Origin of the sequence: Porphyromonas sp. COT-108 OH1349 (genome assembly GCF_000768755.1) — a bacterium.
GTDB classification, from domain to species: domain Bacteria; phylum Bacteroidota; class Bacteroidia; order Bacteroidales; family Porphyromonadaceae; genus Porphyromonas_A; species Porphyromonas_A canoris.
In genome coordinates, this window is sequence record NZ_JRAH01000021.1 from 1 (window position 1) to 24,596 (window position 24,596).

The window sequence follows — 24,596 nt, forward strand, 5'->3', positions numbered from 1 at the left end:
GCAAGCTGACTTTATGCTGCCCCTCGACTTGCATGTGTTAAGCCTATCGCTAGCGTTCATCCTGAGCCAGGATCAAACTCTTCTTTGTCATTTTGTTTCTATTTTATTCCTATGCTCAGTATTACTTCCTTCTATTTATATAATCAGGTAATTGACAGGGTCACTATATCCACTTTATAATGGAGTGTCCCTTGTACTACTTGTTGTATATTGTCCAATATGTCTATGATCTCTACTCAGTTACAAACAGGCATTCCCCGTTCGCGGGTGCAAAGTTACAACAATATTTCGATTAAACAACACCCAGAGAAAATTTATTCTACAAAACCCGAAATCAAAAAAAAGAAGGTCGCCTATTCACTCATAGGCGACCTTTCGTGACCCCGGAGAGATTCGAACTCTCGACCCAATGATTAAGAGTCATTTGCTCTACCAGCTGAGCTACGGAGTCATTCCTTTTCTCAATTGCGATGCAAAGTTAAATAATAGTTTTGGAACTCGCAACAGGAGAACAGAAAAACTTGAAGAAAAAATTTAGTGACCCCGGCGGGATTCAAACCCACGACCTTTGGAACCGGAATCCAACGCTCTATTCAGCTGAGCTACGAGGCCTTTTATTTTTCCGTCAGCAAAGATAGGAAATATCTCAAACATATACGAGATATTTCAAGCAAGTAACAAACAAAATAGAGAACGACATATAATAATATAGGTACCACAAAAAAATCAAAACACAGTTATTCAAATCCGACAAAGAGATAAAACTGTACAGATAACACTGTTTATATGCCAAAGGCTATTTTCGGTAAAAAATGGTTACATTTGTACTCCGTAATCTACTCATAAGTTAACTCCTAAAAACTGATCATTGTGGCAGACACTAAGTATATATTTGTTACGGGTGGCGTGGTCTCTTCTCTTGGAAAAGGGATCGTAGCTGCATCTCTGGCAAAACTAATTCAAGCCAGAGGACTGAGGGTGACCATTCAAAAATTCGATCCTTATATCAATATAGATCCGGGAACTCTGAACCCATACGAGCATGGCGAATGCTATGTCACTACGGATGGACACGAAGCCGATCTTGATCTTGGACACTATGAACGTTTTCTAAACATACCCACCACTCGTGCCAATAATATTACGACAGGAAGAATCTACCAAAATGTCATAAAAAAGGAGAGACGAGGAGACTACTTGGGGAAAACGGTACAAGTGATCCCGCATATAACGGATGAGATCAAGCGCAATGTCAAACTCTTAGGCTCTAACAATGAATACGATATTGTAATTACTGAGATAGGCGGAACTGTTGGCGATATAGAGTCTTTACCTTTTATAGAAAGTGTAAGACAGCTCAAGTGGGAGCTGGGACGCAATTGCATGTGTATTCACCTAACCTATGTTCCGTATATAGCAGCCGCCGGAGAGCTTAAAACCAAGCCGACACAACACTCGGTAAAACAACTTCAAGAGCTCGGTATCCAGCCGGATGTTTTGGTTCTTCGCACAGAACATGACCTAAGCATGGAGCTTCGTAGCAAGGTTGCTCTTTTCTGCAATGTACCTAAAGAGGCTGTATTCCAATCAGCCGACGTTTCTACCATATACGAAGTTCCTCTCGTTCTGCAAGAGCAAGGGATGGACAAGTATGTACTGAACTACTTTGGACTTGAACCGGGAGAGACTCCTGAGATGAAGCCATGGAGGGAATTCCTACAGCTAACAAAAACAGCCAGCGAAACTATTCATATCGGATTGATAGGAAAATATGTGGAGTTACAAGACGCCTATAAATCAATTGACGAAAGCCTCCAGCAAGCAGCGATATACAACCACAAGCTATTGAAATTAGAATATATCTCTTCTGAAATTCTGACAGAAGATAACGTTGTAACAGAACTTGCTCACTTGGATGGTATCATCATCGCTCCAGGCTTTGGCTCAAGGGGAATAGATGGAAAATTGATAGCATTGAAGTATGCTCGCCAACAAAATGTACCGACGCTTGGCATCTGTCTTGGAATGCAGTGTATGGTAATAGAGTTTGCTCGCAATGTATTGGGATATACAGATGCCAACAGCACGGAAGTAAATCCATCGACCACTCATCCTGTAATAGACATTATGGATGAGCAGAAGAATCTTCACAACTATGGAGGCACTATGAGACTTGGATCTTATGAGTGCAAGCTTACTCCGGGCTCCAAAGTTTTTGAAGCATACGGGAAAGAAAACATTTCAGAAAGACACCGCCATCGTTTTGAGTTCAATAGCAAATATCAAAAAGAATTTGAAGAGGCGGGACTTAGTATTACCGGAGTTAATCCTCACACCAACTTGGTAGAAGTGGTTGAGATAGCCAATCACAAGTGGTTTGTAGGAGTGCAGTTCCATCCGGAATATCAAAGTACAGTAATAAATCCAAATCCCCTTTTCATGGCATTCATGAAAGCCTGCATAAACAGCAACAGCAAGTAATCGGCATATAGAAAAGAAAAAAACAACAGATATTTAATGGATAAAAAAACACTTATTGGCTTCATTCTTATTGGAATAGCCTTCATTGCATTTATATATGTAGGAAGACCATCTGAAGCAGAGATTGAAGCGTATAATCGTGCTCAGGACTCAATAGCCTCCCTCTCAGAGAGAAAACTCACGGGGGATAGTCTGACACATTCTCAACAATCTTTAGCTTCTCTCCCCGACTCTCTTTCTGCTACACAAAAAGATAGCATTCTATCTCTTTTGGCAAGTAATAAATATGGAGAGTTTGCTGCAGCGTCTCAAGGTAGTGCAGAAGAACTCAAACTTGAAAACGACTCCATATCTATTTCATTGACCAACAAAGGAGCACAGATCACGAATGCTCTTCTTAAAAAGTACAATAAGTATGATGGCAACCCGATCGAGCTCATAAAGGCAGAAGATGCTTCTTTTAACTATACCCTTGTTACAGCAAGCAACAGAATCATAGAAACCAAGGATCTTTACTTCAAGGGTTCTCAGATAGCTCCAAATAAAGTTTCATTCAGCTTGGAAGCCACTTCCGGAATAGGCATGGAGATTATCTATACCCTACAAAACAAATATCTGTTGGATATAGACATAAAGTACAATAATCTCTCTTCCGTATTGGCTTCTAATACACCATATCTTGACGCTTCATGGACACTCCCTGTCTATCAAAACGAAAAAAGTGGAAAGAATGAACAGAGATACAGTGGCCTGGCTTACAAAAAGAGCGGAGAAGATACTGAAAAGCTCAATACAGGTAAGGATGTTACAGAAGAAATAAATGGAAAAGTTCAATGGATTGCATTCCGAGACATGTTCTTCTCTACTCTTCTCTATTCCCCAGCACACATAGAGCAGGTATCTCTTAAAAGTCAGATACAAGGTGAGAGCGATATGCTAAAAAAGCTCACTGCCAACTTTACCATTCCGGTATCGGATAAAGATCAAAAACTAAGTCTATTCATCGGCCCTCATAACTATGACCTCCTAAAAGAGGTAGATAAAGTTTGGGGCAATGATAACGAGATTACCCAAATCATAGACATGGGAGATTGGTTCAGATTCATCAACATCTGGCTCATCATTCCGATATTCAACTTCCTTGAAACCATAACAGGCAATTACGGAATTATCATTCTACTGCTCACCCTCATCATTAAGCTGCTCTTGAGTCCATTTACTCTCAAGTCTTATATGTCTCAAGCCAAGATGAGAGTACTCAGACCTCAAGTGGAAGAGATCAATGCTAAGTACCCGGGCGATGACAACATGATGAAGCGTCAGCAAGCCACAATGAATCTCTATAAGAGCGCAGGAGCTAGCACTCTGGGAGGATGCCTTCCAATGTTGCTTCAAATGCCTTTCCTTGTAGCGATGTACCAATACTTCCCTACAAGTATCAATCTCCGTGGAGAAAGTTTCCTCTGGGCTAAAGACCTCTCTACATACGATGATATCATCTCATGGAGCACTCATATTCCGCTTATCTCAGACTTCATCGGGAATCATATCAGCCTTTTCTGTCTATTGATGACAATAGTTCAGATTGTTTATATGAATATCAGTCAGCAAAGTACAGGACAAACCACCATGCCGGGGATGAAGATGCTGCCATACCTCATGTCCATCATGTTCTTCTTCTTCCTTAACCAAAGTGCTGCCGGTCTCTCCTACTACTATCTGATGTCCATGCTCATCACCATACTTCAAACCTATCTTTTCCGTCTTTTTGTAAATGAAAAAAAACTTCTTGCCAAGATGGAAGAAAACAAGAAGAAGCCTATAAAGAAGAGCAAATGGATGCAACGCATGGAAGAGCTTCAAAAACAACAAATGGAGCTTCAAAAACAAAAGGCTCGCAAATAAACGAGGCGTAATAAACAAAAATAGTTTCAAGAATCTCGCTTTGATACAGCTTCAAAGCGAGATTTTTCTTTACCTCATAACTTCAGAGCTTATGAGATGAATAAAATCCAAAGAAAAATTAGCGATAAGTGTTGCACGAGTAAAATATTTATCATACCTTTGCAACGCAAACGAGAGAAATAGTTTGCGGATTGGTGTGGTAGTTCAGTTGGTTAGAATACCTGCCTGTCACGCAGGGGGTCGCGGGTTCGAGTCCCGTCCATACCGCAAAGGGATGATAGTTTAGGCTATCATCCTTTTCTTTTTATAACAAAGAAATCTCACACAGAGAAAGCTTCTTCCTTTCCATACCTTCCTCTCAAAAGATTATACATACAGACATAAAACAAAACGGGTCCAAGAAAGAATGTATCTCTCTTGGACCCGAAAACTTTCAGCCTTTATATTATCAAGCTATACTAAGTGAACCCTGCCAGGCTCGAACTGGCGACCTCTGCCCTGTCAAGGCAGCGCTCTAAACCAACTGAGCTAAGGATTCGCATGCCAAAGTTACAAAAATCCCTCTGTCTGCCAAACTAAAGCCTCTCACACCATTCTCTTGGTATCCGTCTCGACTCCTTCATCTTTTGCTTGTAGAGCTTTATGGTCAGATCTTCCTCCTCCGTCCGATCACCATTCCTCAATATCGGCATATACCACTTGCTCAATATCCCTTCAAACTCCCCGATGCTAATTGTTGCAAATGCCCAAGAGACCGCCTGACGTATGGTAAGATGATTCCAGAACGGTTTTGTCGCATTGATATCTGCCAATATATCGTCCAAACTCTCCAATCCGTGCTTGTGATAATACATTCTGATTGTCAGAAACACCCTTATCCCATACAGCGGCAACCCCTCACGAAGCGAGAAGCAGGACTCGAACGCCTTCCTCACGACATCTTTCTTCAACACCTTCCCCACATCCGACAGCACAGCATCACACACCGCCCATCCGTCCAGATGTACCAAGATTGTTTTGAAGAACAGCAGCCACTCCTCTTCCGATCGGCACATCTTCACGGCAGCAAAGACATACGCCATTTTCGCTTCAAAGTACAGAGGCAGCAGCTCCGCCATCTCCTCGTGCAATGCGCCAAAAGAAGAATACTCATCCTTAAGAGATCCTGCCAGTTTTCTCAACACCGGGGTACGTACTCCGATGACGGTTTCCGGATTATCCGAAACTTTAAGCTTGACCGAAAAACTCCGAATACTCTCTTCCGATGCTTCCAAAAGACGCTCCTTAATTCCTTTCATCATGATAAATAGACAATAAACAAATATCAACACACCTCTTTCTAAATGAATTCTATCCAAAAGTAATAACTAATACCGGAACCACTGCACAGATTTTGAGTCGAAACGACAATTACCAATCCGAAAAACGATAATTACCAACTCTGAAAATACTAATTAACTATCCAGCAAAAATTCGAAAAGAATCATAAGAAACCGGGGAAGGGAGAGATGAGTGGGATGCAGGTACAAAAAAGCAGTGCCGGAGCATTCGCTCCGACACTGCCCGTCTTTTTGTCTGTATGTTTTCTCCTCTGTTAGAACTTTATGACTGCTCCGCAGTAGATGGAGAATGGTTGTGTCGGTCCGTAGATGTAACCGCTGTCGCGGAATCCGCGAGAGTCGAAATCTTTCTGGAACGAGTTCAGAAGATTGTTTACTCCGGCATAGAGCCGGAGGGTGGATGCGGAGAAGAAGCGCAAGTCGTAAGAGATTTTTGCTCCGAGGTCGAAGAAGTGCGGTGTCTGCTCTACGACGCCCCACATCGGTGCGTTTTCTTCTTCACGAGTGTCGGGTCTGAGTCCGCTCTTTACGAGTTCGATGTCTTTCACGGCAGACATACGTCCCACTTCGATGGCGTGAGGCACTTTCATGGTTCCGGTATAGTTGGCAGTGAGAGAGAGGTTGAGAGGTTTTACCGGATTGATGTTCACGGTGAAGTATCCGTAGACGTTAGGTGTGCGCATGAAGTCTTTGGAGAGGATCTCCACGGTTTCGTCATATACGCGGTTGCCGTCTTCCACTTTGAAGGCAAAGCCATCAAGGGTCTTGGGCCCGAACTCCTTGGCTGTGTCTATGTTCTTAGGGTTGTCCGAGTCTTCTCCGGCAAGGAGCGAGCGTTCTGCTCCTGTGGCTTGTGCCACGTCCCATTGGCTCTTTGCGAGTGTAAGTCCTGCCTGAACGGAGAGGATGTTCCACACAAGCTTTCCTTCGAGGTTGAGACCATATACGGTAGCATTGGAGCCGTTGATGCGGTTGTAGATCTTGAAGCCGTTTTCGCTCTTGACGTACTCGGTGTTGAATGCTCCGATGAGTCGGGTATAGAACCCTTCTACCAAGATGTTGGTGCGGACGCTTTCGGTGTTGAAGTACATGTCGGAGCTCAAGCTGAAGCTGTGGCTGTACTCCGGTTTCAGATTGGGGATGTTCACGATCTTTTGAACCTCTCCCTGAACCACTCCTACGTGCAAGTCTTCATCGAACACTTGAGGTGCACGGAACCCTTTGGCATAAGAGGCACGAAGGTTGATGCTGCTGTTCGGGTTGAAACGAAGTGTGGCGCGAGGCGATAGAATGGGCTTGACACTCTTTCCGTCTGCGGTGCGGATGGCACTGTTTTGGTCGAGACGAGTTCCAAGAAGAATGGTCCACATATCGTTCTTGAATTCCAGCTGACCTATCTGGCTGAAGTTGTGTATCACCTGATTGAGCGGAGGATAGAGGCTGGTCTTGCCGTCTTCTGCCAAAGTCCAGTTGCGGATAGGCATGATGTCGTAAAGGCTGTCGTAGACGTACTCTGTTCCCAAAAGGAACTGTGCCGGCATGAACAGGAGCCTGTCCATGTTGTACTCATACTGCAATCCTCCCATATAGGTGCGTCCCTTTGTGTAGCCGTAGTTGATGCCGTAGTTGGCAGGATCTGTCGGTTTGCCCAAAGATCCGAGGGCGCCATCGCCGATACCTCCGTAGTAGCTGTTGCGGTTGATCATCTGTCCGGAAGCATAGGCTTGCAGGTGATGATTGGTATCTTCCGAGAAGAGGTCATACTTGATGTTTCCGCTGTTGATGTAGTGTTCGGTACGTTCCGATACGGAAGCCAAGTGGTCCGGGAGATCCAGATGATCTCCCCCACGGCGATATTCATATATGGTATGAGCTTCGGCTGTGAGGTTCTGTGTCGGAGAGATATTGAAGAATGCTCTCGTACCAAGTGCCTTGCCGTTGATCTTCCCCATTTCGGAGTATCCGTCCCCATTGGCATCCCAAGCGGAGCGGTCTCTGCTCTGTGCAAACACCACCGCCCCCATACGTGCGTCAGGGCTTACAAGCGCCGCATTCACACCGAGAGTGTTGTCGGGAGTCTTGCCGCCTGTGAATGTCAGATTATTGGAGAAAGAGAAGCTGTTGCTTGTAGGGTTCTTGGTGATGATGTTGATAACACCCGCAATGGCAGAAGAACCATACAACGCAGAGCCGCCTCCTCTTACAACCTCCACGCGATCAATCATGTTCACCGGAATGTGTTCCAATCCGTAAACGCCTGCAAGTGAAGAGAAGACAGGACGGCTGTCTATAAGAATCTGAGAGAAGTGTCCATCAAGACCATTGATACGAACCTGATTGAAGCCGCAATTCTGACAATTATTTTCTACTCTCAAGCCGGGTTGGAAAGACAAACCTTGTGCAAGATTCACCGCATTGCTCTGTTTCAAATGAGCCTCACCGATGACACTCACAAGCGTAGGAGCATACTTGCGAAGAGTGGCCTGACGATTGGCTGTTACAACCACTTCATCCAATCTCAACACATCCTCCACAGCTGTAAAGTTTACCTCAACAGTCTTTTTCGGAACGATGTCTATCACTCTCTCCTGAGTAAGGTATCCTGTACCCTGCATCACGATGGTGTACCTGCCGGGCTTCACATTCACTATTCGGTAGTGTCCCGAAGCATCCGTGTAAGCACCGAAAGGTGTTCCTTTAATCCTGATACTGATTCCGGCGATATGGTCTCCGGTCTTTGAGTCCAACACGTGTCCTACAATGTTCGCATCGGTTACTCTGGCTTGCTGTTCTACTTCAATGTCGGGAGTCGCATAGACCTGTCCTACACCAAAGGTAGCACTGCAGAACAAGCCCAACAGAGATAGACATGTACTCTTTTTCATTATTACTTATGATTAGTTATTGTTGATATGTATTTTTCTACTAAACGGGAACAAAGGTAGCCATTTGATCCTTTCAGAATGTTACCCACAAGTAGGTATTTTTAACCTCAAAAACAGCTCACAGAGCAGGATCTGCCCCGAAAACAGTCTTGTTAAAATAGCAAAACAGGGAAGTTGACCCTCTTTCGCATGACCATCCGATACCCAAAGAAAATTCTTACACCTCCGAAAACATTCCGCATGACCCTATATAATAAGGTAAGAAACAGCACCAAGGGAAAGCGTCCTATCCGAACAGGAAGAGAGGTTTAGGAGTAAAAAATGTAGCAGTAAGGTGCTAACTATTAAGAAAAAAGAGTATCTTTGCACCACGCTTTCGGAAACAGCTATTCAGCCTCAAGGCTTCTTTTATGGCGTTCCGTTGGCATTTGACCCTCGCTAAATATTTTAATAACAGTACATAATACACAGAAAAAAGCTATGACTAAAGCTGAAGTTGTAAATAAGATAGCCAAAGATACAGGCTTGGAAAAGCATCTCGTATTGGATACGGTAGAGAAGTTCATGGAAGTTATAAAGGATGCTCTTGCTTCTGATGAGAACGTTTACTTGAGAGGGTTTGGTAGCTTCATTGTGAAGACTCGTGCCAGCAAGACGGCAAGAGATATTTCCAAGAACGTTACGATCCAAATTCCGGAGAGAAAGATCCCTGCATTCAAGCCATCTAAGACTTTCACTTCAAAAATCAAACAATAAGGCTTTCCTCATTGTTAGATCAAAGTAAGACTACTACAAGATAAAGTTTAACATAAAAAACATTACTACCATGCCAAGTGGAAAAAAGAGAAAAAGGCATAAAATGGCCACTCATAAAAGGAAAAAAAGACTAAGAAAGAACAGACATAAAAAGCGTAAATAAGCCATCTTTAGATGTGAGCTTCTGTTCGCTACCTCAAGATTGCAGCTTAACGGCTTTTCAATTTAGAGTAGCACATCTAACTAAGGTAGCATAAGGTAGAACAAACGCATCAATCTAAAGTAAACCTTCAGATAATGCGTTTGTTCTTTTTGTTACCACACCAATCCAAGTAGAAAAGAAAAGACAAACAAAACTTTCCGTGTGAAAAGCGACATCATCATTGACGTACAACCCAAGGAAGTATCTATCGCCGTTGTCGAAAACGATAAGCTGGTAGAACTTCAGCGAGAGAAACAAAATGTGGCTTTCGCCGTGGGGGACATTTATCTGGGCAAGATCAAAAAGATAATGCCCGGACTCAATGCGGCCTTTGTGGATGTAGGCCACCCGAAAGAAGCTTTTCTACACTATAGAGACCTTGGAGCATCGTACCTTTCGGTACAATCTTTTCTCAAAGACGTAGAGAAAAACAAAGGGAAGAGTGGGGACCAGCCATCTTGGAAGAAGATGAAGCTGGAGAAGGACATCAGCAAAGATGGGGCTATAGCCGACATTCTGAAAGCAGGAGACCAAGTGATGGTACAGATTACCAAGGAAGCCATCTCCACCAAAGGTCCAAGACTGTCGGGCGAACTCTCTTTCGCAGGAAGATATTTGGTTCTGATCCCATTCCAAGACAAGGTTTCCGTATCTCAGAAGATACGCTCTGCAGAAGAACGGGCAAGATTGAGACAGCTCGTGGTGAGCATCAAGCCCAAGAATGTAAGCGTAATAGTACGGACATCTGCCGAAGGAGTACGAGTGGCAGAACTCGACTACGAGTTGCGCTCTCTCATCAAAAAGTGGGAAGATACAGCGGAAACATTGGCAAAGAAGCCTAAAAACCTGCTTCTCCACGAAGAAACAAGCAGACTCCTGAGCCTGCTTCGAGACACCTACAACTCCAATTACAAGCACATCTATATCAATGACAAGAATGTGCTGGATGCGACAAAAGAGTACATTGAACTCATAGATCCGGGACGCGGAAGCATTGTAGAATATTACGGAGAGAAAGCTCCGATATTCGACCATTTCGGTATCACGAAACAGATCAAAAACCTATTCGGCAGAACGGTTACCTATAAAAGCGGTGCATACCTTATTATAGAGCAGACCGAAGCCATGCACGTGATAGATGTCAATAGCGGAAACCGGGCAAGAGGAAGCAAAGATCAGGAGGATACAGCCATAGATGTAAACCTCTCCGCAGCGGAAGAGATTGCAAGGCAACTCCGTTTAAGAGATCTTGGAGGCATCATTGTGGTGGACTTTATAGATATGGGAGTAGCAGCCAACAGGCAAAAGCTATTCGAGTACATGAACGAAGTGATGGCTTCCGACAGGGCTAAGCACAGCATACTGCCCCTCAGCAAGTTCGGTTTGATGCAGATCACTCGTCAGCGTGTGCGACCATCCACTACGGTATCCACCAAAGAAGATTGTCCGACCTGTGGAGGACGAGGCAAGATACAGTCTACACTGTTCTTCGTTGAAGAAGTAGAGTCCAACATAGAAGTGCTCATGAAGCAAGAGAATGTCAATAAACTCGATGTACACGTGCATCCATTCGTAGCGGCATACCTGACCAAAGGATTCCTCTCATTCGGTTCCATACAAGCCAAATGGAGAAAGAAGTACGGCAAAGGGCTTACCATTGTTCCCAACCAGTCTCTCGGTATTGTAGAAGCTTCATACATAGACAATGAAAAGAACGACCTCTCTCATTTCCTTGAAATAGATGTCAAGGAGAAAGAGAGCGATGCTTGATTCTTGTCAAACCTAAAACAACAGAAAAGGTTAGCCTCCAAGAGTGATGGCTAACCTTTTTTGTTTAGGCTGTTGTGATGATGACCGGCTGCTCCTTGAGCTCTTAAGCCGGTTTCTGTCCGGCTTCTACCATTTTGGGAAAGCGATCTGTCCTCTCCCCTGTCCGGCACAAAGAGAAGTGCAATCTGCCTCTAATTGTTCAGATCTATGTTTATGTCCGGTTTGATAAAGTCGTTCCGGCTGATCTTAAAAGGCTGAATTTCTTCACCTCCATCCACGATAATGGTAACCGAGTCCGCCCAGTTTTGAAGCGAATATAAGGATGAAATATCGTAAGAAACTGTTTCCTTAACGATCTCTTTAGCGGTCCATGTCTTTGATACTCCGGGATTACGATAAAGTTTGAACATCAACGTATTGGGAGTTTGATTGCCCGGATCGTAGACAAGATATACCTTCGTGCCTGCAACTTCCCCCGTAGATCTGTTCCGAACAGAAGTAGCAACTACCACATCAAAGAAGCCACGGCACGCACCGGATAGCAGAAACTCTGTGTTCTCTTCTCTATTTTCCGGATCTGTGATACCTCTTTCTTTTGCCTCTTTGATGGTCAAAGGGTAAGCCACTCTGTATTTCTTAAACCCGGCAACAACGGCATCGTCTATAAACAGCTCTTTCTTCCCTGAAGTCTTACGCTGATACTCCTTATACATAAAAGCAAAGTATCCTCTCTCTATGCCGTCCAAGACAGCACTTTTGGAGGTAACGATACCTCCGCCATCGAGATAACACAGATACTTGCCCTCTTTACTTTTCGCCACTGTTGCCTGACTCATAAATCCTCTATCATCAGTATCTGTCTCTTGAGAACAGCTCACAAATGCAGCCATACAAGAGAGCATGAGTAAGATTCCGAATACGTTTTTCCTTTTCATTCTGCTATTGTTTTTCAATTATGCGGCACAAATGTAAAAAAAGTAGTCGGAAAGAAGAAACAAAGAGCTCTTTTCCTCATGGATAGACATTAGAAACATGAGTGTAAAGGCTGTTTCGTTTATGTACCGACAAGATAAAAAATAAGGCAGAGAGACGGACCGACCTTCCGCTCTCTGCCTCAATATCTATCTTTTATACCTATCGGGACCTATGCTTCGTCAAAATCTGTATCCAACAGAGGCATAGAAGCTTATATTCTTGGCACTTCGGCCGCTGTCTCTGAGAAGTTTAGCAAGCCCATATTGAGTTCCGACACCAAGCATGATACGATTCATTTCGACACCGACACCTACTTGAGCACCAAAGTCAAAAGGATACAGTTTAGACTTTTCATCACCACTTCCCTTAAAGAGATTACCTTCATCTGTCTTTTTATCTCCCTTCTTAGTCTCCACAGTATACTTCCCGGACAATCCATAAGCAATATACGGACCGACATTGACAAAAGCATTGAAAGTATCAGAAAGTTTGAATCTGCTATTGATAAGAACAGGCAAATCCAAATAGTGAAGTCTGTTGGTAGATTTGACCTTTCCCACGGTTGTAATGTGTGTCTCTTCCCAATACCCTTTCATCGAATAGTTGAGACCGGTTTGCAAAGAAAGTTCATAAGTGGGTAAGGTTATAAATGCGTAGTCTACGGTAACTCCTGCACGAAATCCATGGAGCATCTTTACATCTATTGCATCGGTAAGATTGGCTCCCTGATATCCGGCTTGGACAATAAATGTCGGACGATTTTGAGCAACGGCAGTCATACAGAAAAGCATAAAAGCTAAGGTTAAAATCTTTCTCATAATTTCATTTTTTAGTGTTACTACTGTCAAGGTTTTCACTTGATTACCATGTATGAGAGACACAAAAACAACATGCCTCTCTCGCAAATATAAGCAAAAATAACAGGAGAAGACAATCCAAGAATAAAGACAGATAGAAGTTAGGCATGATAAATGTTGGGATTTTGGCAAGTTGCCGGATGCCCCGACATCTGTTTATAGAGTTTTGCCGAATCTGTTTAGAGGTCTTGGGCATAATCCTTCCACCTCACACCACGAAGCATTTGCAAAGAGGTTTTAATACGGAAAAAACTTGCTCTTATCACTTTCAATACTTGACCTGAACAGATTAAAGAAGATAAAGCAAGGTTTGATTTCTGAAAACCGGGAGCCGACTGCTACAAATCAAGCCTTGAAGTGTACAAATAAAGATTTGATTTATAACTCTGTACACGTTCAATCTGTTTTTCTTCAACGTTCAGCTCATTTTATGAACGGGTTCAGACTCTTTTATATTCTCGACAAGAAAAAAAGTATCCTCTTATTCCGGATCTTCGCGGCACGAAAAGAGGAAAAAAGAAGATTGTCTTGCCAAAAGTGTATCAAGATGCTTTTATTTAATTTTCCTTTTACTACCTTTGTCCCTCGGAATAGACCTCCCCATTTGTAGGGAAATTTACACTAACATAGACAAGCTACATTTTCTTGCAAGATAAAACATAAGGATAAGGTAATCCTATTGCTAAATAGTGATCTTGAGGATTGGCTATTTAAGTAAAAAAACTTACTTTTGTTTTGCATTACTATTACTTAATCTACCACAATGACAAAAGCCAGTACATGTAAGAGCGGAATAGTATCTCGAGCATTAGGCAATACGGTATATGTGCGTATGGAGCGCAACAGCGCCTGCAAAGAGTGTCATGCCAAAGGGGCTTGCCTTGCCTCCGATGTAGGACATATAGACATTTCTGTGCAGACACCCCATGCGGCAAGCTATAAACCCGGAGACAAAGTCAGCCTCGAACCACTGTTCAACGTTTATCATGCCATACTTTTTGCATTTGTCTTTCCTCTGGTACTGCTGGTCGGGATTGTTTTCATAGCCAATCACTTCTTTTTGGTATCAGAGTCTGTGAGCTACATTACGGCATTGGGGGCATTGGTAGTGTACTTTGTCATCCTTAAGTTGTGCAACGCTTATTTCACCAAGAAGTATCAATACACTTTGAAAAAGTTAGAATAAGATATGTTTCTTACTATTACATTTTTAGGAGCCTTAGGGGCTTCGGGGGCGGCATTGCTTTATGCTGTATCAAAGAAGTTTCATGTAGAAGAAGATCCGCGCATAGGTGAAGTCCAAGAGGCATTGCCGGGTGCAAACTGCGGAGGATGCGGATTTCCCGGTTGTGGAGGATTTGCCTCTGCTTGTGCCAAAGCTTCTTCTTTGGAAGGATTATTCTGCCCGGTTGGCGGTGCGGAAACTATGGCAAAAGTGGCAGATATTTTGGGGCTTGCGGCTGTTCAGTCCGAACCATTGGTTGCAGTGGTTCGCTGTAATGGGAACTGCGATGCCAGACCAAGGACAAATACCTTTGACGGCGTATCTTCTTGCGCGGTAGCCACAGCTCTCTACTCCGGTGAGACCAACTGCTCTTACGGCTGTCATGGTCTCGGAGACTGCGTCAGAGTGTGCGACTTCGGTGCCATATCCATCAATCCGGAAACGAAACTGCCTGAAGTAGATCAGGATAAGTGTACCGCTTGTGGTGCTTGTGTAAAAGCCTGCCCGAAGTTCATCATAGAGCTGCGCAAGAAAGGGCCTAAAAACAGACGCGTATTTGTTTCCTGTGTCAATAAAGATAAAGGCGGCGTTGCGAAGAAGGCTTGCGCCAACGCTTGTATCGGCTGTTCTCTGTGCTTTAAGGAGTGCAAGTTTGAAGCCATTACCATTGCAAACAATCTATCATACATAGATCATACGAAGTGTCGTCTCTGTCGCAAGTGCGTTTCGGTCTGTCCGACCAAAGCGATACACGAGATCGGATTTCCTCCTCCTAAGCCAAAAGTAGAAGAGACAGAGAGTCCGGCAGCCAAGACAGAACAAGTATAAGACTTTTAGAATAAAGCAAAAGATATGCTCAAGACATTCAGAATAGGAGGGATACACCCTCCTGAAGCTAAGCTTAGTGCGGATGCGCCTATCGAAGTATTCCATACCACAAGTACGGTAACCATACCTCTCGGACAGCATATTGGTGCTCCGGCTGAAGCGGTAGTAAAGCGTGGAGATAGCGTAAAAGTGGGTACACTCATAGGTAAAAGTGCCGGTTTCATCTCCGCAAACATACACTCCTCAGTATCCGGAAAGGTTGTGAAGATCGACGATATAGTGGATGCTTCCGGATATAAAAAGCCTGCGATATACATAGAATGCGATAACGAAGATACTTGGGAAGAGAGTATCGATCGCTCTTCTACGCTTATAAAGGAGTGCAATCTCTCATCAAAAGAGATCATAGATAAGGTTGCAGCGGCAGGTATAGTGGGTTTGGGAGGTGCCACATTCCCCTCTCATGTCAAGCTTATGCCTCCTAAAGACAGCAAAGCAGAGATATTGATCATCAATGCGGTAGAGTGCGAGCCGTACCTTACATCCGACCATCGTCTCATGTTGGAGTATGCAGACGAAGTGCTTGTGGGTACCTCCATACTGATGAAAGCCATCGGAGTGGATCGTGCAGTGATAGGCATAGAGAACAATAAAAAGGATGCGATAGCTCTCCTGACACAGAAAGCATCGGAATATAAAGGTATCACGATACAGCCTCTAAAGGTAAAATATCCGCAAGGAGGAGAGAAACAGCTCATAGATGCCGTAACAAAGAGAGCCGTCAAGAGCGGACAGCTTCCGATCTCGGAGGGTGCCGTGGTTCAGAATGTGGGGACAGCATTTGCCGTTTACGAGGCTGTACAAAAAAACAAACCTCTCGTGGAACGGGTTGTAACGATTACCGGGAAACGATTGGCTCGTCCGTCCAACCTGATGGTCAGGATCGGCACACCGCTATCTTCTCTTATCTCCCACGTTGGAGAGATTCCTGCCGGCACTGGAAAGATTGTAAGCGGTGGACCGATGATGGGTAAAGCATTGGCTCAAACCTCTTCGCCGGTGACCAAAGGTACAAGCGGTGTGCTCTTACTGCCTAAAGCGGACACCAAACGTAAGCCTATGCGAAACTGTATTCGCTGTACGAAATGTGTCGGAGTGTGTCCGATGGGATTGAATCCTGCGTTCTTGATGCGTGATGTAACGTTCAAAAACTGGGACGAAGCCGAAAAGAATAATATAGTGGACTGTATAGAGTGTGGCTCTTGTAGCTTCACCTGTCCGGCAAACCGCCCTCTTCTCGATGAAATACGCTTAGGCAAGCAGAAAGTGATGGGCATCATCCGCTCCCGTAAATCTTAAAGACTAAACACAATCAGACTAATGGATAATAAGTTTCTGGTATCTCCCTCTCCTCACATACACAGTGGAGACAGTATAGAGAAGAATATGTATGGGGTTATCATAGCTCTCACACCCGCTCTTCTTGCCTCATTTTATTTCTTCGGACTGGGTGCGGTCGTCGTTACCATAGCATCCGTTTTGGGATGTGTAGCCACCGAATATCTTATCAATAAGTATCTCTTGCGTCGTGACGAGCTTACCATCACCGATGGCAGTGCCATTCTTACCGGCTTGTTGCTCGCTCTGAACCTCCCCTCAAACCTTCCTGTGTGGATTATCCTCGTGGGTGCATTCATCGCCATAGGTATCGGGAAGATGTCTTTTGGAGGTTTGGGATGCAATATATTCAATCCCGCACTTCTCGGACGCGTGGTACTTCTGATCTCTTTCCCTGTACAGATGACCTCTTGGCCCAAGCCTCTCCAATGGACTCAATACATTGATGTAGAGTCCGGAGCCACCCCGCTCGGAATACTGAAAGGTGTAAAGATGGGCATACAGGGCAACAGCCTGGACATGATCCCCAATACTCTCGACCTTCTTTTGGGTCAAATGGGAGGTTCTCTTGGGGAAGTGAGTGCCATTGCACTCCTTTTGGGTCTCGTCTATATGCTCGTAAAGAAGATCATCACATGGCATATCCCGGTAGCGATACTCGGTACCGTTGCCATCTTTGCCGGAGCATTGTATTTGTACGACCCTACCGTCTATCCTACTCCTGATGTACACCTTCTAACGGGAGGTATGCTACTCGGAGCGATATTCATGGCTACAGACTACGTTTCATCTCCTATGACCAAGAACGGGATGCTCATCTATGGTGTCTGCATAGGTCTCATCACGATGCTTATCCGTGTCTTCGGTTCATTCCCGGAAGGTATGTCTTTTGCCATTCTCATTATGAATGGTATCACACCCATTATCAACCTGTATGTTAAACCTAAACACTTTGGAGGTAAAGTAGCGAAATGAAGAAGTTAGGATCCACATTGCCCAATATGTTCTTATCTCTTACCATTATATGTGTGGTAGCTTCGGCCTTGTTGTCTTTCGTTTACAATGGCACCAAAGATATCATTGCGCAGTCCAAAGTGGCAGCTTTGGAGCGTGCGATAGGCGAAGTAACACCGGAGTTTGACAACTCACCCTATCAAGAACAAGTAAAGATTCTCGTAGAAACAGACAGCTTGTCGGTTTTTCCTGCAACGAAAGACGGAGCTCTTGTAGCCACTGCCGTGCAGTCCGTTACACATAAAGGATTCAGCGGAGACGTTTCTATTCTGTTTGGTTTCGACTTGGAAGGAAACATCATCAACTACTCCGTGCTATCCATGCAAGAGACTCCCGGTCTTGGTACAAAGATGACAGACTGGTTCAAAACAGAGAAAGGCAACCAGTCCGTACTGGGAAGAAATCTCAACGGTGGCGATCTGAAAGTGAAACAAGACCAGGGAGACGTAGATGCCATAACTGCCGCCACCATCTCCAGCCGTGCATTCCTTGATGCCGCAGCCCGTGCGCACATTGCACAGAAAGAGTTCGTTGCAAGCAGAAACAGTGCTCCATCACCATCAACAGAAAGTGAACAAGAATAAATAGCCATGAATATATTAAAGTCATTAAAGAACGGAATCGTGGACGAGAACCCTATCTTCGTCCTCCTTTTGGGTATGTGTCCCACGTTGGGAACGACCTCTTCTGCCATGAATGGGTTCAGTATGGGAATGGCGACTATGTTCGTACTCATCTGCTCCAATCTGGTGATCTCTCTTATCAAGAATCTCATTCCGGACAAAGTTCGTATCCCGGCTTTCATCGTTGTCATCGCAACGTTTGTTACCCTCGTTCAGTTTTCCATGGAAGCCTTTCTTCCGGCTCTGTACGAAAGCTTGGGTCTATTCATTCCACTTATTGTGGTGAATTGTCTTGTGCTTGGTAGAGCAGAAGCTTTTGCCGCTAAGAATGGCACGCTATCCTCTATCGTGGATGGTCTTGCCATGGGTCTCGGATTTACTGTGGCACTTACACTGCTCGGTCTTGTGCGCGAACTTCTTGGCACTTGGCACGCATTCGGGTACAAGGTTCCGGGCTTGGGAGAAGAGTATGGAGCGTTGGTATTCGTTCTTGCTCCCGGAGCATTCATCGCCTTGGGCTATCTGATTGCCATCATCAACACCCTTCGCAACAAGTCTAAGGCATAACACACAATCTTTCAACAGATAAAAACAAAACAGTATGGAATACTTCATCATATTCGTTTCAGCCATATTGGTGAACAACATCGTGTTCTCCCAATTTCTTGGAATATGTCCGTTTTTGGGTGTATCTCAAAAGCTCTCCACCGCATTGGGTATGGGAGCTGCGGTAACCTTTGTGGTTACGATAGCTACACTGGTTACGATGGCGATCAATCACTTTATCTTGGTACCGTACGATCTGGGTTATATGATGACAATATCGTTTATCCTTGTCATTGCAGCTCTGGTTCAGATGGTAGAGATCATTCTCAAAAAGATCTCCCCTGCCCTTTATCAGGCATTGGGAGTATTCTTACCTCTGATCACCACAAACTGTATGATACTCGGTACTGCCATTATCATCGTACAAAAAGATTACGACCTGCTCCGCAGCCTTACCTTTGCCATCTCTACGGCGATAGGTTATACCATTGCACTGATAATATTCTCTGTCATTCGTGAGCAGCTCGCTCAGACAGATGTGCCAAAAGCCCTCAAGGGTATCCCCATCGCTCTCATCGTTGCCGGTATCCTTGCTCTCTCTTTCATGGGATTCGGCGGATTGGTATAGCAAGAGCTTGAACAATATAAAGGGAACGCCTCCTGAGTTTGAATAAATGACTTAGGAGGCGTTCCTTATTTTTTACCCGGATGTTCCCACTACTGACACACTCTCTTTTTAAGACGAAAATAAATTCTGTTTAACAGGGACAAAAACAGCTCTGAACACGAAAACAGAACTCTTTTAACACGGATAAATCATAAAATCAAGGCCTGAATGGCAAGATTCACGCTTTGACTCCTGCCATTCAAGCCTTGTTCTCTACAAATCGGGGCTTGATTTGCACCTCCGAACAGGCTAAAAGAAAGATATAACCCTGTTTGGAGAAACTATTAAACTGCTTTACAGAAATATTCAAACACTCGAAAAGGAGATTTCAAACACCCATGGATGCCACCGCAAATCCGGTAAGCAAGAGGTGTAGTGAAGAGGATAAATCCGAAGATCATCCCTCTTTCTCACGGAATAAGTGTGCTGCCGACACGAGATAAGTGCTATTTACTGCGTCCAGACGTTCGTAAAATACTCTTGGAACAGAGATGTAAAATGATCTATCTGCTCCGGTGTATGCTCCTTAACACCCTTGAGTCTGTACTCCCATCCCATGGTTTCGTACTTGTGGACGCCATAAGTGTGATAAGGAAGTATCTCGACCCGGTCGATATTCTTGAGCGGAGAATACTTTTCGCACAACAGTCGGATGTCCTCTTCCGAGTCGTTGAATCCGGGAACCATCACACATCTGAGGCGTACAGGCATATTGATCTCTTCGAGATACTTTGCCGTCTTCCAAACCTGGTCGCAAGAGTGTTCCGTGAGCTCGTGATGCTTTTCATTGTTTGCCTGCTTCACATCCAACAGTACCATATCTATGAGATTGTACACCTCCTTGACATCTTCGTTCATGATGCTTCCGTTGGTATCCACACAGATATGGATGCCGTTCTCTTTGAGCTGTCTCATGATGGGAATAAGAAGACGAGCCTGCAACATGGGCTCGCCGCCACTGAACGTAACACCTCCTTTTTTTCCGAAAAATGCCTTTTCGCTTATGGCACGACGCACCACTTCGTTCTCTTCAATGTTGCGTCCTTTGGTGAAAGGGATGGTGTCGGGATTGGCACAATAGGCACACTTGAAATTGCATCCTTGCATAAAGACGACGAGCCGGAGTCCCGGCCCGTCGAAAGTACCCATTGATTCAAATGAGTGTATTCTTAGCATAACTGCGAAGTAAATGATTATCTCATTCTCTTGTGGAAGCTACGAGAGATAACTTCCAACTGATGTTCTCTGCTGAGCTTGATAAAGTTTACGGCATATCCGGAAACACGGATGGTCAGCTGAGGATAGTTTTCCGGATGCTCCATTGCATCTTCCAGCATGGCACGGTTCAAGACATTCACATTCAAGTGGTGAGCCATCTTGGAGAAGTATCCATCCATCATGCTTACAAGATTTTCCACTTGCTCCTCTTTGTTTGAACCCAAGGAGTGAGGTACGATGCTGAACGTATTACTTACGCCGTCGAGAGAGTCGGAATAGTCGATCTTCGACACGGAAGAAAGAGAAGCGATAGCTCCATTCTCATCACGACCATGCATCGGATTGGCTCCCGGAGCAAATGCAACGCCTTTGGCACGTCCGTCAGGAGTGGCACCGGTCTTCTTTCCATACATCACATTGGAAGTGATGGTGAGGATAGAGAGTGTAGGCTCGGCATTCTTGTAAACAGGAAGAGCCTTTAGAAGATCGCTGAAGTAGCGGGTAACCTCTATTGCCAAAGAGTCCACGCGGTCATCGTCATTACCATAGCATGGGAACTCACCCTCTATCTTGAACTCTTCCGTAAGACCGTCTGCATTTCTCAAAGCCGTTACTTTGGCATGCTTGATGGCAGAAAGAGAGTCTGCTACGATAGATAGACCGGCTGCTCCATACGCAAGATTGATGGCAGGATTGGTATCCACAAGAGCCATCTGTGCTTTTTCGTAGTAGTACTTGTCGTGCATATAGTGGATGATGTTCATGGCATCGTTGTACACGCGTGCTACTTCCACAAGGACTTTCTTGTAGTTCGCTATCACTTCGTCAAAGTCCAAAACATCGCTCTTGAGTGGAGGAATATCCTTTACGACCACTTCTCCGGTAAACTCGCAACGTCCTCCGTTCAGAGCCAACAGAAGTGCTTTGGCAAGATTGGTTCTTGCACCGAAAAACTGAATCTGCTTACCAATCTCCTGGAATGACACACAGCATGCGATACCATAGTCGTCGGACTTTCTTACACCGCGCATCAAGTCGTCATTTTCATACTGAATGGAGGATGTGTCTATGGATACCTGTGCACAGAAATCCTTGAATCCTTGTGGCAGATCTTGTGCCCAAAGGACTGTCATATTGGGCTCGGGAGAAGGTCCAAGGTTATAAAGCGTCTGCAAAAAGCGGAAGCTGGTCTTCGTTACCTTGTGTCTTCCGTCCTGCAAGCGTCCTCCGATAGACTCTGTAACCCATGTAGGGTCTCCTGCGAAGATTTCGTTGTAGGAGTTCATGCGCAACTGGCGTACCATACGCAGCTTTATCACAAACTGGTCTATAAGCTCCTGCGCAAAAACTTCGTCAATCTTACCGTGAGTAAGATCGTACTCTATATATATATCCAAGAAAGAAGAAACATTTCCCAAAGACATGGCAGCTCCGTCTTGCTCTTTCACTGCCGCAAGGTAAGCGAAGTAAACCCACTGAACAGCCTCTTGTGCCGATGTGGCAGGACGGGAAACATCGAAGCCGTAAGACTGTGCCATCACTTTGATATCCTTAAGAGCCTTGATCTGTTCGCTGACTTCTTCTCTCAATCGAACTCGTTCTTCGGACATAAATCCAAGCAGAGAGTTAAGATCTTCTTGCTTAGCTTCAATCAAGCGATCCGCACCATAGAGAGCCAAACGACGGTAGTCTCCTATCACGCGACCACGTGCATAGTTGTCCGGCAAACCGGTAAGGAAACCAAGTGAACGATACAGACGAATCTCCGGAGTATAAACATCGAATACTCCATCATTGTGTGTCTTGCGATAAGAGTGGAAAATCTCTTTTACTTTTTCGTCCAAATGTACACCGTTCTCCTCGCATGCTTTGTCCACGACACCGATTCCACCAAAAGGCTTGATGGCTCTGCGAAGCAGTTCATCTGTCTGAAGACCTACTATCACCTCGTTTTCTCTGTCGATGTATCCGGGGGCATGAGATGTAATGGTCGAAATAGTCTTAGGATCTATCGAGCGTACACCGTTGTTGTCTCGTTCTTCTTTCAGAGCAGCAGTACAGATGCTCCAGATTTTCTTTGTTCTCTCCGATGCAGGTTGAAGAAAAGAAGCATCTCCGTTATAGGGAGTTACATTTCTTACTACGAAATCACGAACATTTATTTCGTCATTCCATAAGCCTTTCTTGAAGTCCATGTCTTTTTCTTTTAATTTGTTAGATGAGGTTGTGTTATTTGCATATTGAATACCTGTTCAAGATGCAGTGCAAAGATAATAGGTAAAAGATAGATGAGCAACACCAAGAACAAAATATAAGTTAATAAAACAAGTAATTTCGAGAGAAATCTATTAAAAATAGAGTAATAATAGTCCCAATATAAATATTTACAGGCAATCAACAGATTTATTTCGAAAAATCAGACTTACAATCATAGTTAATTTATGTTTCCACAACAGTGATATATAAAGGGAAACTTGAATAGAAAAAACAGTACATACTTTCTTGAACTCAAAAACAAAGATGCTAACTTTGTGATAACCCAATACACCTAATAATGGCTCTTGATATAGAAAAACTGAGAGACTTTGCACTATCTCTCCCTTACACTACGGAAGATCTTCCTTTTGGTCCTGATGTCATCGTGTTCAAACTCTTCGACAAAGTCTTTATGCTACTCCCCTTGAACAACGAAGATGGTGTCCGCTTTAATGTGAAGTGCGATCCGGATCTGGCTGAAGATCTTCGGATGCACTACAATGCCGTAGTGCCTGGGTATCACATGAATAAAAGGCACTGGAATACGATATATATAAATAGAGATATGAGCGATGCCGATATTCTGGAACAGATCAGAGCATCCTATCAGCTTATTCTTGATAAGCTCCCGAAACGCCTGAAAGATACTCTGAATATTTCTTGAAAGCGAAAAATATGTTTGACTCATAAACCCATAAAGACAAAGCAGACATTGCAGCAACTAAAAAACTAAGAGGCCAAGCATCTCAATATTTTTTTTAGCGATGCTTGGTCTCTTGTGTTATCAGGAAGAGTTGTACCGCTGTGCTTACCTCCTCCGAATACATTCCTATGTTTGCTCTTCTTTAACCCAATAAAAAACAAGAAGATAATGTCTTAGCAACTCATTTTTTCTTCAGAAGCAGAGATTATTTTGTCTTTATAAAATTCCTATTCCCCTAATATACAACCTCTTTTATTTATGTTCTCATTTTTTATTCTTCACTACTTTGTACGATGAAAAGAAAAAAATATCCTGTCATCTATCTCTTACATACAAGTTCTCACAGTCTCCACCATTTCCCTTTCTCCTTTTCAAATATACAAATTCTACTTTCTCTTCCTCTATCTTCTCTTATCCGCTTTCCTCGCGAAAATATGAAACAAAAAAAGTGGCGAATGAACAAACAAAAAAAAATCAAGAGAAAAAGATGAAGAGGGAAAGTAAACCAAAAAGCAGAGAGAAATAGAGCGAAAGAAAAATGAAAAAAGAGGATGAATAAATAGAATAGAACGGATAAATAGACAGATGGGTATAGAAAAAAGTCAAAATAAGGAGATGCAAACAGGTAGATAAAGAAAAAAAATGAAGGAGGGTAAAAGGATTGAAGAGCGGTGTTTTGAAGGGGAAATAACTCTCTTCTTTGCATTATGGAAAGAGCAAAAAAGATTAAAGAGAAGATAACAGAGAGTTCCATCCCTATTTTCATTTGGAGTGGAGAAAAAGCAAAAAGGAATGAGGAGGAAAAAACAGTAAAGCCGGCAAACCTGCAAAAATAAAGGAGAGAGCCATGTTCCTGTTACGGTTCATGTCTCTCTCCTTCTCTTCAAGTGGCGGCTACCTACTCTCCCATTTGCATAGTACCATCGGCGTGATCGGGCTTAACTGCT

18 protein-coding genes, 4 tRNA genes and 1 rRNA gene are annotated in these 24,596 nt (G+C 43.9%); 13 read left to right on the forward strand and 10 right to left on the reverse strand.

The genetic code is table 11. The features are described 5' to 3' along the window. The 3 genes from JT26_RS05600 to JT26_RS05610 form a co-directional block, all read right to left on the reverse strand. A 16S ribosomal RNA gene (locus JT26_RS05600) occupies positions 1–88 on the reverse strand; the annotation flags it as partial. A gap of 290 nt (positions 89–378) precedes the next feature. Beyond that, positions 379–451 (reverse strand) — tRNA-Lys (locus JT26_RS05605). Between the two features lie 87 nt (positions 452–538). Further along, positions 539–612 (reverse strand) — tRNA-Arg (locus JT26_RS05610). 258 nt (positions 613–870) lie between these two features. On the opposite strand from JT26_RS05610, the gene JT26_RS05615 reads away from it, so the two are divergent. The 3 genes from JT26_RS05615 to JT26_RS05625 all read left to right on the forward strand — a co-directional run bounded on the left by JT26_RS05615 (position 871) and on the right by JT26_RS05625 (position 4,653). Continuing rightward, positions 871–2,481 (forward strand): CTP synthase, encoded by a 1,611-nt coding sequence (locus JT26_RS05615; protein ID WP_036847444.1) that lies wholly within the window; start codon positions 871–873, stop codon positions 2,479–2,481. Between the two features lie 36 nt (positions 2,482–2,517). Next, positions 2,518–4,386 carry a membrane protein insertase YidC gene (gene yidC, locus JT26_RS05620; RefSeq protein WP_036847447.1) on the forward strand — a complete coding sequence of 623 codons (1,869 nt, stop codon included), beginning with the start codon at positions 2,518–2,520 and terminating at the stop codon, positions 4,384–4,386. A 193-nt stretch (positions 4,387–4,579) separates the two neighbouring features. Continuing rightward, a tRNA-Asp gene (locus tag JT26_RS05625) sits at positions 4,580–4,653 on the forward strand. Positions 4,654–4,849: 196 nt separating this feature from the next. Here JT26_RS05625 and JT26_RS05630 read toward each other — a convergent pair. The 3 genes from JT26_RS05630 to JT26_RS05640 form a co-directional block, all read right to left on the reverse strand. After that, positions 4,850–4,924: transfer RNA gene (locus JT26_RS05630), tRNA-Val, on the reverse strand. 37 nt (positions 4,925–4,961) lie between these two features. Next, positions 4,962–5,687: a DNA alkylation repair protein gene (locus JT26_RS10175; protein ID WP_052089666.1), complete on the reverse strand. Its 726-nt coding sequence runs from the start codon at positions 5,685–5,687 to the stop codon at positions 4,962–4,964. A gap of 293 nt (positions 5,688–5,980) precedes the next feature. Next, the gene (locus JT26_RS05640) at positions 5,981–8,611 is read right to left on the reverse strand and encodes a TonB-dependent receptor (RefSeq protein ID WP_036847450.1); all 2,631 of its coding nucleotides are present in this window, start codon (positions 8,609–8,611) and stop codon (positions 5,981–5,983) included. A 450-nt stretch (positions 8,612–9,061) separates the two neighbouring features. Between JT26_RS05640 and JT26_RS05645 the strand changes: the two genes are divergently transcribed. Both JT26_RS05645 and JT26_RS05650 read left to right on the forward strand, forming a co-directional pair. Continuing rightward, positions 9,062–9,367: an HU family DNA-binding protein gene (locus JT26_RS05645; RefSeq protein ID WP_255359386.1), complete on the forward strand. Its 306-nt coding sequence runs from the start codon at positions 9,062–9,064 to the stop codon at positions 9,365–9,367. A 364-nt stretch (positions 9,368–9,731) separates the two neighbouring features. Further along, entirely contained in the window at positions 9,732–11,339 is a 1,608-nt protein-coding gene (locus JT26_RS05650) for an Rne/Rng family ribonuclease (protein WP_036789163.1), read from the forward strand. 191 nt (positions 11,340–11,530) lie between these two features. Here the strand turns inward: JT26_RS05650 and JT26_RS05655 are convergent, their stop codons facing one another. Both JT26_RS05655 and JT26_RS05660 read right to left on the reverse strand, forming a co-directional pair. Further along, on the reverse strand, positions 11,531–12,274 hold the full coding sequence (locus tag JT26_RS05655) for a hypothetical protein (RefSeq protein ID WP_036847453.1): 744 nt from the start codon (positions 12,272–12,274) through the stop codon (positions 11,531–11,533). 219 nt (positions 12,275–12,493) lie between these two features. Beyond that, positions 12,494–13,132, reverse strand: coding sequence for a porin family protein (locus JT26_RS05660; RefSeq protein WP_036847456.1), 639 nt, complete (start codon positions 13,130–13,132; stop codon positions 12,494–12,496). Between the two features lie 802 nt (positions 13,133–13,934). Between JT26_RS05660 and JT26_RS05670 the strand changes: the two genes are divergently transcribed. From JT26_RS05670 to JT26_RS05700, 7 genes are read left to right on the forward strand one after another with little or no spacing between them, the layout of a single operon-like run. Next, positions 13,935–14,357: a SoxR reducing system RseC family protein gene (locus JT26_RS05670; RefSeq protein ID WP_036789167.1), complete on the forward strand. Its 423-nt coding sequence runs from the start codon at positions 13,935–13,937 to the stop codon at positions 14,355–14,357. A gap of 3 nt (positions 14,358–14,360) precedes the next feature. After that, the gene (locus JT26_RS05675; protein WP_036789170.1) at positions 14,361–15,224 is read left to right on the forward strand and encodes a Fe-S cluster domain-containing protein; all 864 of its coding nucleotides are present in this window, start codon (positions 14,361–14,363) and stop codon (positions 15,222–15,224) included. Positions 15,225–15,248: 24 nt separating this feature from the next. Beyond that, entirely contained in the window at positions 15,249–16,583 is a 1,335-nt protein-coding gene (gene rsxC / locus JT26_RS05680; protein WP_036789172.1) for an electron transport complex subunit RsxC, read from the forward strand. Between the two features lie 21 nt (positions 16,584–16,604). Further along, complete coding sequence (locus JT26_RS05685) at positions 16,605–17,597, forward strand: RnfABCDGE type electron transport complex subunit D (RefSeq protein ID WP_036789174.1); 993 nt, start codon at positions 16,605–16,607, stop codon at positions 17,595–17,597. Next, the gene (locus JT26_RS05690) at positions 17,594–18,220 is read left to right on the forward strand and encodes an RnfABCDGE type electron transport complex subunit G (RefSeq protein ID WP_036789176.1); all 627 of its coding nucleotides are present in this window, start codon (positions 17,594–17,596) and stop codon (positions 18,218–18,220) included. Before JT26_RS05685 ends, JT26_RS05690 begins: the two co-directional genes overlap by 4 nt. 6 nt (positions 18,221–18,226) lie before the next feature. Next, on the forward strand, positions 18,227–18,826 hold the full coding sequence (locus tag JT26_RS05695) for an RnfABCDGE type electron transport complex subunit E (protein WP_036789178.1): 600 nt from the start codon (positions 18,227–18,229) through the stop codon (positions 18,824–18,826). Positions 18,827–18,860: 34 nt separating this feature from the next. Next, positions 18,861–19,433 carry an electron transport complex protein RnfA gene (locus tag JT26_RS05700; protein ID WP_036789180.1) on the forward strand — a complete coding sequence of 191 codons (573 nt, stop codon included), beginning with the start codon at positions 18,861–18,863 and terminating at the stop codon, positions 19,431–19,433. Positions 19,434–19,922: 489 nt separating this feature from the next. Here the strand turns inward: JT26_RS05700 and pflA are convergent, their stop codons facing one another. Together pflA and pflB are read right to left on the reverse strand one after the other, a co-directional pair. After that, positions 19,923–20,648 (reverse strand): pyruvate formate-lyase-activating protein, encoded by a 726-nt coding sequence (pflA, locus tag JT26_RS05705; protein WP_036789182.1) that lies wholly within the window; start codon positions 20,646–20,648, stop codon positions 19,923–19,925. Positions 20,649–20,665: 17 nt separating this feature from the next. After that, positions 20,666–22,885: a formate C-acetyltransferase gene (gene pflB / locus JT26_RS05710; RefSeq protein WP_036847465.1), complete on the reverse strand. Its 2,220-nt coding sequence runs from the start codon at positions 22,883–22,885 to the stop codon at positions 20,666–20,668. A gap of 359 nt (positions 22,886–23,244) precedes the next feature. Between pflB and JT26_RS05715 the strand changes: the two genes are divergently transcribed. After that, positions 23,245–23,610, forward strand: coding sequence for an MmcQ/YjbR family DNA-binding protein (locus tag JT26_RS05715; protein WP_036847468.1), 366 nt, complete (start codon positions 23,245–23,247; stop codon positions 23,608–23,610). Positions 23,611–24,596 lie beyond the last annotated feature (986 nt).

What these genes read in the sequence shown, in the direction of transcription:
- yidC (WP_036847447.1), top strand. Translation starts at nt 2,518, where the DNA reads ATGGATAAAAAAACACTTATTGGCTTCATTCTTATTGGAATAGCCTTC.
- JT26_RS10175 (WP_052089666.1), bottom strand. Translation starts at nt 5,687, where the DNA reads ATGATGAAAGGAATTAAGGAGCGTCTTTTGGAAGCATCGGAAGAGAGT.
- JT26_RS05640 (WP_036847450.1), bottom strand. Translation starts at nt 8,611, where the DNA reads ATGAAAAAGAGTACATGTCTATCTCTGTTGGGCTTGTTCTGCAGTGCT.
- JT26_RS05655 (WP_036847453.1), bottom strand. Translation starts at nt 12,274, where the DNA reads ATGAAAAGGAAAAACGTATTCGGAATCTTACTCATGCTCTCTTGTATG.
- JT26_RS05660 (WP_036847456.1), bottom strand. Translation starts at nt 13,132, where the DNA reads ATGAGAAAGATTTTAACCTTAGCTTTTATGCTTTTCTGTATGACTGCC.
- JT26_RS05670 (WP_036789167.1), top strand. Translation starts at nt 13,935, where the DNA reads ATGACAAAAGCCAGTACATGTAAGAGCGGAATAGTATCTCGAGCATTA.
- JT26_RS05675 (WP_036789170.1), top strand. Translation starts at nt 14,361, where the DNA reads ATGTTTCTTACTATTACATTTTTAGGAGCCTTAGGGGCTTCGGGGGCG.
- rsxC (WP_036789172.1), top strand. Translation starts at nt 15,249, where the DNA reads ATGCTCAAGACATTCAGAATAGGAGGGATACACCCTCCTGAAGCTAAG.
- JT26_RS05685 (WP_036789174.1), top strand. Translation starts at nt 16,605, where the DNA reads ATGGATAATAAGTTTCTGGTATCTCCCTCTCCTCACATACACAGTGGA.
- JT26_RS05690 (WP_036789176.1), top strand. Translation starts at nt 17,594, where the DNA reads ATGAAGAAGTTAGGATCCACATTGCCCAATATGTTCTTATCTCTTACC.
- JT26_RS05695 (WP_036789178.1), top strand. Translation starts at nt 18,227, where the DNA reads ATGAATATATTAAAGTCATTAAAGAACGGAATCGTGGACGAGAACCCT.
- JT26_RS05700 (WP_036789180.1), top strand. Translation starts at nt 18,861, where the DNA reads ATGGAATACTTCATCATATTCGTTTCAGCCATATTGGTGAACAACATC.
- pflA (WP_036789182.1), bottom strand. Translation starts at nt 20,648, where the DNA reads ATGCTAAGAATACACTCATTTGAATCAATGGGTACTTTCGACGGGCCG.
- pflB (WP_036847465.1), bottom strand. Translation starts at nt 22,885, where the DNA reads ATGGACTTCAAGAAAGGCTTATGGAATGACGAAATAAATGTTCGTGAT.
- JT26_RS05715 (WP_036847468.1), top strand. Translation starts at nt 23,245, where the DNA reads ATGGCTCTTGATATAGAAAAACTGAGAGACTTTGCACTATCTCTCCCT.